This window comes from Oryzisolibacter sp. LB2S (assembly GCF_040732315.1).
GTDB classification, from domain to species: Bacteria; Pseudomonadota; Gammaproteobacteria; order Burkholderiales; family Burkholderiaceae_C; genus Alicycliphilus; species Alicycliphilus soli.
The window spans coordinates 959621-971324 of the sequence record NZ_CP160388.1 but is presented as its reverse complement, the minus strand read 5'-3'; the positions used below and the strand labels follow the sequence as shown (position 1 = coordinate 971324).

Here is an 11704-nt window from a genome sequence, read left to right as displayed (position 1 = left end):
CGGGTCTGGCCGTCAATGCGCCTTGTCCCAGTTCGGCCCCACGCCGACCTCGGCCAGGAGCGGCACCCTGAGCTCGGCGACGCCGGCCATCAGCGCCGGCACCTCGGCGCGCAGCCAGTCCACGTCGCCCTCGGGCAGCTCGAACACCAGTTCGTCATGCACCTGCATGATCATCAGCACCTCGGGCCTGGTCGCATCCAGCGCGGCCTGCACGGCGACCATGGCCTTCTTGATGAGGTCCGCGGCCGTGCCCTGCATGGGCGCGTTGATGGCGGCGCGCTCGGCCCCCGCGCGGCGTGGGCCGTTGGGCGAGTTGATCTCGGGCAGGTACAGGCGCCGGCCGAACACGGTCTCGACATAGCCCTGCGCCTTGGCCTGAGCCTTGGTGTCCTGCATGTACTGCCAGACGCCGGGGTAGCGCTGGAAGTAGCGGTCGATGTAGTTCTTGGCCGCCTGGTTGTCTATGCCCAGACTCCTGGCCAGGCCAAAGCTGCTCATGCCGTAGATCAGGCCGAAGTTGATGGTCTTGGCGTAGCGCCGCTGCTCGCTCGTGACCTGATCCACGGCCACGCCGAAGACCTCGGCGGCGGTGGCGCGGTGCACGTCCAGGCCCTCGTGGAAGGCACGCAGGAGTGCCGCGTCGCCGCTGATGTGGGCCATGATGCGCAGCTCGATCTGGCTGTAGTCGCAGCTCGCGATCACGCGGCCCGGCGGGGCGACGAAGGCCTCGCGCACGCGCCGGCCCTCGGGCGTGCGTATGGGGATGTTCTGCAGGTTGGGGTCGTTGCTCGACAGCCGGCCCGTCACGGCCACGGCCTGGGCGTAATGCGTGTGCACGCGGCCGGTGCGCGGGTCGGCCAGCTGGCTGAGCTTGTCGGTATAGGTGCCCTTGAGCTTGGACAGGCTGCGGTGCTCGAGCAGCTTGGCGGGCAGCGGGTAGTCCTCGGCGAGTTTTTCCAGCACCTCCTCGTCGGTGCTGCGCGCGCCGGTGGCGGTCTTCTTGATGACGGGCATGCCGAGCTTGTCGAAGAAGATCTCGCCGAGCTGCTTCGGGCTGCCGAGGTTGAAGGGCTGGCCCGCGATGTCGTAGGCCTCCTGCTCGAGCTGCAGGATGCGCTGGCCCAGCGCGTGGCTCTGGCTCGCGAGCTGCTGCGCGTCGATGAGCACGCCGTTGCGCTCGATGCGAAACAGCGTCTCGCTGCAGGCGATCTCCAGCTCGTAGATGGCGCGCAGCCGCGCGTCGGCCGCGAGCTGCGGCCAGAGCACGCGGTGCACGTCGAGGGTCTGGTCCGAGTCCTCGCAGGAATAGGCCGCGGCCTTGTCCACGGCCACCTGGGCGAACGGGATCTGCTTGGCGCCCTTGCCGCACAGATCCTCGTAGCTGATGCCGGTGCGGCCCGTGTGGCGCTCGGCCAGGCTCGCCAGGCCGTGGGGCTTGTGCACCTCCAGCACATAGCTTTGCAGCATGGTGTCGTGCGCGTAGCCGCGCACCGTGATGCCGTGGTTGGCGAACACATGGCGGTCGTACTTGATGTGCTGACCGAGCTTCTGGCACGCGGGGTCTTCGAGCCAGGGCTTGAGGCGCGCCAGCACCTGATCGAGCGGCAGCTGCGCCGGCGCGTCCGGCCCGCAGTGCGCGAGCGGGATGTAGGCGGCCGAGCCGGGCTCGACGCTGAAGGAGATGCCCACGATCTCGGCGCGCAGCTCGTCGAGCGACGTGGTCTCTGTGTCCACGGCGGCCAGCGGCGCGGCCTGCAGGCGCGCGAGCCAGGCGTCGAGCTGCTCCCAGGTGAGGATGGTGTCGTAGGCCACGTCGCGCTGCTGGGCGGCGGTGGCGACGATGCTCGCGTCGGGCTGGGCGAACAGGTCGCCGCTCGTGGCCTGGGCCTCGCTCTGCAGCGCACGCGCCAGGCTCTTGAAGCCGTACTTTTGATAAAAATCGGCCAAAGCGCCCGTCTGTTCTTCGCCAACAGCTATTGAATCAAGAGCAGGAAGCCCCGCCACATGCGCACCCAGATCGCAGTCGGTCTTGATGGTGACCAGGCTGCGCGCCGTGGGCAGCCAGGCCAGGGCGCCGCGCAGGTTCTCGCCCGCCACGCCCTTGATGGCGCCGGCGCTGGCCACCAGCGCGTCGAGCGAGCCGTATTCCATGAGCCACTTGGCGGCCGTCTTGGGGCCCACCTTCGGAACACCCGGCACGTTGTCCACGGCGTCGCCCACCAGGGTCTGGAAGTCGATCATCAGCGCCGGCGGCACGCCGAACTCTGCCGTCACGCCGGCCACGTCGCGACGCTTGCCGTTCATGGTGTCGATGATGGTGATGTGCTCGTCGACGAGCTGGCTCAGGTCCTTGTCGCCGCTGGAGATCACCACGCGCACGCCCTGGTCGGCCGCGGTGCGCGCCAGCGTGCCGATGACGTCGTCGGCCTCCACGCCCTCGATGGCCAGCACCGGCCAGCCCAAGAGGCGCACCACCTCGTGGATGGGCGCGATCTGCGCGCGCAGATCGTCGGGCATGGGCGAGCGGTTGGCCTTGTAGTCGGGGTAGATGGCGTCGCGAAAGGTCGGGCCCGGCGCGTCGAAGACGCAGACCGCATAGTCGGCCGGCTGCTCTTTCTTGAGCGCCTGCAGCATGTTGATCATGCCGCGTATGGCGCCCGTGGCCGCGCTCGTGGGGTCGCCCGGCACGGCGCGCAGGTCGGGCATGGCATGGAAGGCGCGGTAGAGGTAGCTGGACCCATCGACCAGCACCAGGGTTTTGATGTCGCTCATGAACGGATTGTGCAACCGAAGCACCCCGGCCCGAACCGGCCGCACAATCGACACTTCTGCCCATCACCCGCCGCTACCGTCGCCATGAAACACCTGCTCGCACTGCTGGCCTGCGCCGCATCCACCCTGGCCCTGGCCGATGCTGGCTTCAAGAATGTTCCGCCGCTGCTGGACAAGTCCATCCGGGCCGGCGGCGTGACCGCGGCGCAGTTCGAGGGCGGCGTGCTGCGCGCGCGGCTCGGCAAGAGCGAGGTCAGCGAGCTGGTCTACGACACCTTCGTCTTCCACCACATCTGCGCCAAGCAGTGGTACGAGCCAGCGCAGTTCGCCGCCCTGGGCCTGGACCGCGTGGAACTGCTCAACGCGGCCGGCGACCAGGGCTTTGCCTTCGACGCGCGCGGCGATGTCTGCGCCGAGATGGGCCGGCTCGGCAAGAACTTCCGCAGCTTCATCGGCCAGCACACCGTGGCCTGCGCGGCGGGCGGCTGCCCACCCCTGCGCTGACACCTACAATCGGTGCCATGCGCGCCGTTCATTCATTCTTGCTGCTGGCCCTGGCCAGTGCCCCTGCCCTGGCTCAGAATACCAGTCAAAACTCGCCCAACCCCAACGTGGACGGGCGTGAACAGCTATCAACACAAGAGCAAAAGACCCATGATCGGCCCGAGCCGCGCGTGCAGCACATCGTGGTCGAGGACGCGGGCAGCCGCATCCAGGAGCTGCGCGTGGGTGGACAGACGCAGAACATCACCGTGCAGCCCAAGACCGGCACGCCCCTGCCCTCCTACGAGGTGCAGTCCAACGACGGCGCACGCGCCCGTCCCGGCAACTTCAACGAATCGGACTCCGTGAACGCCCCGCGCGTGTGGAATCTGCGCAAGTTCTGAGAGGCCCTGAGCCTCGCCGCAGCGCCCGCGCCCGGCGGCGCCCGCTGCAACCACCGTTTCACAGCCTGTTTTCTCGCTGACCCATGGCCGTTTTCACCGAAGTCTCCAACAACGAGGCGCAGGCGCTGCTGCAGCGCCTGCAGCTGGGCAAGCTGATCTCGCTGCGCGGCATAGAGGGCGGCATAGAGAACACCAACTACTTCCTGACCAGTGACGCGGGCGACTATGTGCTCACGCTGTTCGAGCGGCTCAGTGCAGAGCAGCTGCCCTTCTACCTGCACCTGATGAAGCATCTGGCCCATGCCGGCATTCCCGTTCCCGACCCGCAGGCCGACAAGCATGGCGAGATCCTGCACCAGGTGGCGGGCAAGCCCGCGGCCCTGGCCACCAAGCTGCACGGCAGGAGCCAGCTCGCGCCCGAGGCCGTGCATTGCGCGGCCGTCGGCCGCCTGCTGGCCCGCATGCACCTGGCCGCACGCGACTACGAGCGCCAGCAGCCCAATCTGCGCGGCCTGCCCTGGTGGAACGAGACCGTGCCCGTGGTGCTGCCGCATGTCGGCGCCGAGCAGGCCGAGCTCCTCACGTCCGAGCTGGCCTACCAGAACCATGTGGCGGCCGGCAGCGCCTACGCGGCGCTGCCGCGCGGCCCGGTCCATGCCGACCTGTTCCGCGACAACGTGATGTTCGACGGCGACGAGCTCACGGGCTGCTTCGACTTCTACTTCGCGGGCGTCGATACCTGGCTCTTCGATCTCGCCGTGTGCCTGAACGACTGGTGCATAGACCTGGCCCAAGGCCGCCACGACGAAGCGCGCGCCGCGGCCCTGCTCGCCGCCTACCAGGAGGTTCGGCAGCTCACGGCCGCCGAGCGCGAGCTGCTGCCGGCCATGCTGCGCGCGGGCGCGCTGCGCTTCTGGATCTCGCGCCTGTGGGACTTCTACCTGCCGCGCGAGGCCAGCATGCTCAAGCCCCACGACCCCACGCATTTCGAGCGCGTGCTGCGCGAGCGCGTGCGCCATCCGATACACCTTTGACCCGCCGCCCTGTCGGGGTCGCCACCCCCTGGGGTAGAGTCACCACACCATGAAACTGCACATCGTCCCCGCGCGCACGGGCCTGGAATGGGTACGCCTGGGCATCACCGTGTTCTGGCGCCAGCCCATGGCGCTGGCCGCGCTGTTCTTCATGACCATGGCCGCCATGTCGCTGGCCACGCTGCTGCCGCTGGTGGGCCCGGCCGTGGCCCTGTCTCTGCTGCCCTCCGCCACGCTGGCCATGATGGTGGCCGCGGCCGAGGCCAGCCAGGGCCGCACGCCCACGCCCACCCTGCTGCTGGTGGCGTTTCGCACCGGGCGCCAGCGCCTGCACGCCATGATGACGCTGGGCGCGCTCTATGCGGTGGGCTTTCTCTCGGTGATGGGGCTGTCGGCGCTCATAGACGGCGGCCAGTTTGCCGCCGTGTACCTGGGCGGCGCGCCGCTCACGCGCGAGGTGGCCGAGGCCGGCGACTTCCAGGCCGCCATGTGGCTGTCGCTGCTGCTGTACGTGCCGCTGTCGCTGCTGTTCTGGCATGCACCGGGCCTGGTGCACTGGCACAACGTGCCCCCAATCAAGGCGTTGTTCTTCAGCATCGTCGCCTGCTGGCGCAACTTTGCCGCCTTTGTCGTCTACGGCCTGGCGTGGATGGGTGTGTTCCTCGGCGCGGGCCTGGGCATCAGCCTGCTGGTGACGCTGCTGGCCGCCCTGGGGCTGGGCGCCGCCATGGCCGGTGGCGCCATGGTGGCCACGGCCATGATGCTGGCCGCGATGTTCCTGACCTCGGTGGTGTTCACCTTCCGCGACTGCTTCGAGCCGCCCGAGGCCCTGGAGCAGTCGGACGGACAGCCCGAGCCGTCCGAGCCCACGGGCGACTGACGCCGGCCGGCGCGGCACGCTACTGCCGCAGCACCACGGCATGCACCCGGTCGCGCCCGGCGCGCTTGGCGGCATACAGCTGCTCGTCGGCCTGCGCGAGCAGGTCCGCCGCGCTGCCGTTGCCGCTCTCCAGCGTCGCAACGCCTATGCTCACGGTGAGATGGGGCGGCTCGGCCTGGGCATTGGGCAGTTGCAGATCGGCCACGCCCCGACGTATGCGCTCGGCGAGCATGAAGGCATCCTCGGCCGAGGTATCCGGCAGCAGGCAGACGAACTCCTCGCCGCCATAGCGCGCCGCCACGTCCGTGGCACGGGCCACCGATGTCTGCAGCACGCGCGCGACGGCGCGCAGATAGTCGTCACCCACGGCGTGACCATAGTGGTCGTTGACATGCTTGAAATGGTCGAGATCCGTCATCAGCAGGCTCAGTGGCGAGCCCGTACGCTGCTGGCGCGCATGCTCGCGCAGCAGCGTGTGATCGAACTGGCGGCGGTTGGTCAGGCCCGTCAGGCCGTCTGTCTGGCTGAGTCTCTCGAGCTCGCGGTTGGCCGCCTCCAGGGCATGCTGCTGGCGCAGGATCTGCTCGTTGCTGTGCGCCAGCCGCTGCAACATGCGGCGGTAGCGGTGCAGCACCAGCACCAGCGCGAGTATCAGCACCACGGCCACGGCCGCCGCCACCTTCCAGAACAGCTGCCGGTTGCGCTGCGTCACATAGCGCTCGATGAACTGGCGCTCGCCATCCTCATGCGCCCGTACCGCACCGGACATGTCCATGACGGCCAGATGGCGGTCGAACGCCTGCACGATGCGCTGGTTGCGCCGCGACGGATGAAAGTAAAAGCCGTAAACGCGCGGCGCATCGTGCAGCGTGTGCACGACCTCCAGGTCGAAGTATTCATGCTGGAAGCGCTTTTCCTCGAACACGCGCTTGCTGAACACGGCCACGTCAATCCGGCCCTCGCGCAAGGCCTGGAACAGCCTTTCGGTCGCCGCGTCGTAGGCGATCAGCCTGCCCGGCGTGACCACGCCCTCGAGGACGCCCTGGAACTCCGTGCCCTCGGCCACGCCCACACGAAAATGCGTCAGGTCGGTCAGCCCGCGTATCTCCGGGCGCCAGCCCTTGCGCGCGACGACGGCGTAGTGGCTCTCGTAGTACGGCAGGGTGAACAGGCCGCGCTCGGCCCGCTCCACGCTCTCGCTGAGCGGCAGGAAGACATCGGCCTTGCCCTCCTGCACCAGCCGGATCTTGTCCGCCGTGCTCAAGCCGCGGCCCGACAGGATTTCATAGCGCAGCCCCAGGCGCGTGGTGACGAAGCACAGCACATCGACGCCAATGCCCGCGTGACGCCCCACCCGCTCGTCGTAGCGCGCCATCGGTGGCACGTCGGACGACAGGACCCGCAGGGGCGGCATGGCATGGAACTCGTCCCGCTCCTGCGCGCTCAAGGTCACGGGCTGCGTCAGACGGACGCGCTGCGCCCCCTCGCAGGCCGCCGCATGCCCCCAGGGCAACGCGCACCAGGCCCACAGCAGCACACGCCACAGGCGCCACCGCCCAGGGCTCGCGCCCCCGGCGACATGTCGCAACAATGCATGACAGGTGGGGTAAGGGAACACGCCAGAATTGGAAGAATTGCAGGAATCCACCGGGCCGTGCGGTCACCCGGGAGCAGATGCACAACCCAGGTGCCTGCAACGATTGTGCCATTGCCCCAACCGACGAAACCCGACCCCATCGGGCGCCACAAATAAGAAAAAACCCGCACGCGGCGGGTTGCTGTGGGATGTGGGCGGCGGGCCGCACAGGGGCAGCCCGTCCATCCACGATGGTTAGATGGCGATGGTGCCGCCATCCTTGCGCGTCACCACCACGGTGGCCGAGCGCGGGCGCTTGTGGCCCTTGTGGCCGCTGGTGATGCCGGGCTGGTTGCCGGGCCAGTGGCTGGTGAAGCTGCCCGCGGCAAAGTCGGCCTTGTCGGCGTCCTCACCGGGGTGCTGCACGTTGAAGAACAGGGTCTTGCCATCGGGCGTGACGACCACGCCGGTGATCTCGCAGTCGAACGGACCGACCAGGAAGCGCCGCACCGTGGCGTCGCTGGCCTTGGCGCCCATGATGGTGGCCTGGCCCTCCTTGGTCGTGGTCTTGCCGCCGTCGCCCACCCGGCCGGGGATGGCGGCCAGCATCATGCAGTTGGTCACATCGGTGTAGGCGCCGTCGTCGGTCTGTATCCACAGCAGGCCGCCGCCGCTGCTGCGCTGGTCGAAGTACAGGCCGTCGGGGCTGGAAAAGTCGTTCACGTCGGTCAGGCCCGACAGGTTCTGGCTCTGCTTTTCATCGACGCGCGCGCCGAACAGGTACACGTCCCACTGAAAGCGCGTGCCGGCCTGGCCGCCCTCTTCCCGCCAACGGATGATGTGGCCGTTGGCGTTGCCCTTGCGCGGGTTGGCGGCGTCCAGCGGCACCTTGCTGCCGTCGCGCTGCGAGTTGTTGGTCATGGTCATGTAGACCTCGCCATTGAGCGGGTTCACGCCACCCCACTCGGGCCGGTCCATCTTGGTCGCGCCGCGGAAGTCGGCCGCCAGGCGGCAGTGCATGACCACGTCGCCCTGGTCAGCAAACGGGTAGAGCGCATTGCCCGCATCGATGCCGTGCTTGCCGTGCGTGAGCTCCAGCCATTCGCCGCTGCCGTCGTTGTTGAAGCGCGCAACATACAGCGTGCCCTTGTCCAGGTACTTGGCGCCCGCGGCCGCGCCGCCGTCGATGTCCTTGGGGTCCCAGCGGGCGTCGGAGACGAACTTGTACACGTACTCATTGCGCGCATCGTCGCCCGAGTAGATGACGATGGGTTCGCCCGCCTTGGCCGGTGCGGGCCAGGCGCCCTCGTGGTTGAAGCGGCCGAGCGCCGTGCGCTTGACCGGTTTGCTGTCGGGGCGGAAGGGGTCGATCTCGACCACCCAGCCGAAGGTGTTGAAGCTGTTGCGGTGGTCGTCCGCGGCGCTCGCGCCGCTGACCTTGCTGTTCCAGCGCTGGTACTGCTCACCATCGGGCGTGTCCCAGAGGTAGGGATTCTTGCGGTTTTCCGGCAGGCCGTAGCGCTTCAGGGCCACGATCTCGGAGGCCGAGCGCTGCGCGTCGTCGCCCGCGGCGCGGCCGATGACGTTGAGGTAGTTCTCCTCGCAGGTCAGATAGGTGCCCCAGGGCGTGTAGCCGCAGGCGCAGTTGTTGTTCATGCCGAAGGCCTGCTTGCCGTCCGGCGAGAGCTTGTTGACCAGCTTGGCGTGGCCCGCGGCCGGGCCGCCAATGTCCATGGGCGTGGCCGAATGGATGCGGCGGTTGTAGCGCGAGCCGCGCACCATCTCCATGTCCATGCTGCCGGCCTTGCGCCTGACCTCGACGACGCTGGCGCCGTGGGCGTAGATCTCCTTGTCCACCTGCTCGGCGCTGCGCTTGCCGGCGGTGACGACACGTCCGCTGGCGTGCAGGCCGTAGGGCGCCACCACGTACTCGTGGTTCACGCACAGCAGGCCGCGGTCGGAGCGGCTGGCGTCGAACGTGCCCGCATCGGACAGGCCGAAGTAGTACATGCCGTCATGGCCGTCGCCGATGCGGCGCTCGTAGGACTCGGCCGTCTCCGAACCGTCGTCCTTCCAGGACGCGTCGCCATAGTGCATGGGGTCGCCCAGCGCGTGCAGGATGCTGACCTGGTAGCCCTCGGGCACGGTCACCTGGTCCGCATGGGTCTTGGCCACGGCGGCAAAGGACAGGCGCAGCGGCTCTGCGGGCTTGGCGGGAGCCTCATCGTCGCTGCCGCCGCCGCAGGCGCTCAGGCTCAGGCCACCGAGCAGAGCCGCCGTGGTTGCGCCCACGCCACCCCTGAGCGCGCTGCGGCGGCTCAGCCGCGCGGCCAGGATGGCGTCCATGTGCGGGTTGGACGAAAGGTTGACGATCTCGTTGTCGTCGTACTCGGAAGCGGGGGTGCTGTGCGTGGGGCGCATGGGGTGGAAAACTCCGTTGTGGGTCGTCAAAACCCCTGCATCGTCACGCGCGCACATTGCAGCACCGTGACAGCCCCATGACGTCTGCGTGACGTGCGGCAGACGCTACACATCCACCTCCACCGCATCGCCATGCAGTTCCATGAGCTCGCGGCGCGAGGCGGCCTCGCCCTTGCCCATGAGCTTGGTGATGAGCCCTTCGGTACCGGCAAAGTCCAGGCTGCCGAGCTGCACGGGCAGAAGGCGGCGCGTGTCGGGGTTGAGCGTGGTGTCCCAGAGCTGCTCGGCATTCATCTCGCCCAGGCCCTTGAAGCGGCTGATCTGGCATTTCTCGCGCGCCACGCCGTCCTTGGCGGCCTTGTCGAGAATGGCCTCGAGCTCGCCCTCGTCCAGGGCGTAGAGCTTGGCCGCGGGCTTCTTGCCACGCGCCGGGATGTCCACGCGGTAGAGCGGCGGGCGCGCCACGTAGATATGGCCAGCCTCTATGAGCTTGGGGAAATGGCGGAAGAACAGGGTGAGCAGCAGCACCTGGATGTGCGCGCCGTCCACGTCGGCGTCCGACAGGATGCAGACCTTGCCATAGCGCAGGCCCGAGAGGTCGGGCTCGTCATTCGGCCCATGGGGATCGACGCCGATGGCGACCGAGATGTCGTGCACCTCGTTGTTCTTGAACAGCAGGTCGCGCTCCACCTCCCAGGTGTTGAGCACCTTGCCGCGCAGCGGCAGGATGGCCTGGGTTTCCTTGTCGCGCCCCATCTTGGCGCTGCCACCGGCGCTGTCGCCCTCGACCAGAAAGACCTCGTTGTACTGCGTGTCCCGGCTTTCGCAGTCGGTGAGCTTGCCGGGCAGCACGGCCACGCCCGAGCCCTTTTTCTTCTCTATCTTCTGGCCTGCCCTTTGCCGGGTCTGTGCCGCCTTGATGGCCAGCTCGGCGAGCTTCTTGCCGTAGTCCACATGCTGGTTCAGCCACAGTTCGAGCGCGGGGCGCACAAAGCTGCTGACCAGACGCACCGCGTCGCGAGAATTGAGGCGCTCCTTGATCTGGCCCTGGAACTGCGGGTCCAGCACCTTGGCCGAGAGCACGTAGCTGGCGCGCGCAAACACGTCCTCGGGCATGAGCTTGACGCCCTTGGGCAAGAGCGAATGCAGCTCGATGAAGCCCTTGACGGCCTGGAACAGGCCATCGCGCAGGCCGCTGTCGTGCGTGCCGCCGGCGGAAGTCGGTATCAGGTTGACGTAGCTCTCGCGCACCGGCGCGCCCTCTTCGGTGAAGGCCACGGCCCAGGCGGCGCCCTCGCCCTCGGCAAAGCTGTCGCTGCCAGCGTCGGCAAAGCCCTCGCCGGCAAACAGCGGAATCACCGGATCCTGCGCCAGGCTTTGCGTGAGGTAGTCCGCGAGCCCTCCCTTGTACTGCCAGGTCTGCTGATCCTTGGCTTTCTCGTTGACCAGCGTCACCGACACGCCGGGCATGAGCACGGCCTTGCTGCGCAGCAGGTGGGTGAGCTCGCCCAGGGGCAGGCTGCTCGATTCAAAGTATTTCGCGTCGGGCCAGACACGCACCGTCGTGCCCTGCCGGCGCTCGCCCGCCTCCAGCGGCCGCGCCACGAGCGGCTCGACCACGTCGCCACCTGCAAAGGCCAGGCGCGCCACCTGCCCCTCGCGGTGCGTGGCCACCTCCAGACGCGTGGCCAGGGCATTGGTCACCGAGACACCCACGCCGTGCAGGCCGCCCGAGAAGCTGTAGGCGCCACCCTGGCCCTTGTCGAACTTGCCGCCCGCGTGCAGGCGCGTGAACACCAGCTCGACCACGGGCGCGCCCTCCTCGGGGTGCAGGCCGAAGGGAATGCCGCGGCCGTCGTCCTCCACGCTCACCGAGCCGTCCTGGTGCAGCGTGACCTTGATCTTCTTGCCATAGCCGGCCAGCGCCTCGTCGGCGGCGTTGTCCAGCACCTCCTGGATGATGTGCAGCGGGTTGTCGGTGCGGGTGTACATGCCCGGGCGCTGCTTGACGGGCTCCAGGCCCTTGAGGACGCGGATCGAGCCTTCGGAATACGCGGGTACGGGGGTGGGTTTGCTTGCCATGGCGGCGCATTGTAGTGCTGGATATAAAGCCAGGGTTTCTATCATTTCAACG

8 protein-coding genes are annotated in these 11704 nt (G+C 68.2%); 4 read left to right on the top strand and 4 right to left on the bottom strand.

The window, feature by feature from the left end; genetic code table 11:
* Positions 1-12: 12 nt before the first annotated feature.
* Positions 13-2772, bottom strand: a complete 2760-nt coding sequence (gene polA, locus ABUE11_RS04630; protein WP_367067876.1) for a DNA polymerase I — start codon at positions 2770-2772, stop codon at positions 13-15.
* Positions 2773-2856: 84 nt separating this feature from the next.
* On the opposite strand from polA, the gene ABUE11_RS04625 reads away from it, so the two are divergent.
* The 4 genes from ABUE11_RS04625 (at position 2857) to ABUE11_RS04610 (ending at position 5573) form a co-directional block, all read left to right on the top strand.
* A complete protein-coding gene (locus ABUE11_RS04625; protein WP_367067875.1) occupies positions 2857-3276 on the top strand; it encodes a hypothetical protein in 420 nt (139 codons plus the stop codon).
* A gap of 17 nt (positions 3277-3293) precedes the next feature.
* Positions 3294-3659 (top strand): hypothetical protein, encoded by a 366-nt coding sequence (locus ABUE11_RS04620; RefSeq protein ID WP_367067874.1) that lies wholly within the window; start codon positions 3294-3296, stop codon positions 3657-3659.
* Between the two features lie 83 nt (positions 3660-3742).
* Complete coding sequence (locus tag ABUE11_RS04615) at positions 3743-4693, top strand: homoserine kinase (protein ID WP_367067873.1); 951 nt, start codon at positions 3743-3745, stop codon at positions 4691-4693.
* A 49-nt stretch (positions 4694-4742) separates the two neighbouring features.
* Positions 4743-5573 (top strand): BPSS1780 family membrane protein, encoded by an 831-nt coding sequence (locus tag ABUE11_RS04610; protein WP_367067872.1) that lies wholly within the window; start codon positions 4743-4745, stop codon positions 5571-5573.
* 19 nt (positions 5574-5592) lie between these two features.
* Here ABUE11_RS04610 and ABUE11_RS04605 read toward each other — a convergent pair whose 3' ends face one another.
* The 3 genes from ABUE11_RS04605 to ABUE11_RS04595 form a co-directional block, all read right to left on the bottom strand.
* Complete coding sequence (locus tag ABUE11_RS04605) at positions 5593-7026, bottom strand: GGDEF domain-containing protein (protein WP_367067871.1); 1434 nt, start codon at positions 7024-7026, stop codon at positions 5593-5595.
* A gap of 378 nt (positions 7027-7404) precedes the next feature.
* Positions 7405-9570 carry a PhoX family phosphatase gene (locus ABUE11_RS04600; RefSeq protein WP_367067870.1) on the bottom strand — a complete coding sequence of 722 codons (2166 nt, stop codon included), beginning with the start codon at positions 9568-9570 and terminating at the stop codon, positions 7405-7407.
* Positions 9571-9675: 105 nt separating this feature from the next.
* The gene (locus ABUE11_RS04595) at positions 9676-11652 is read right to left on the bottom strand and encodes a DNA topoisomerase IV subunit B (RefSeq protein ID WP_367067869.1); all 1977 of its coding nucleotides are present in this window, start codon (positions 11650-11652) and stop codon (positions 9676-9678) included.
* Positions 11653-11704: the final 52 nt, after the last annotated feature.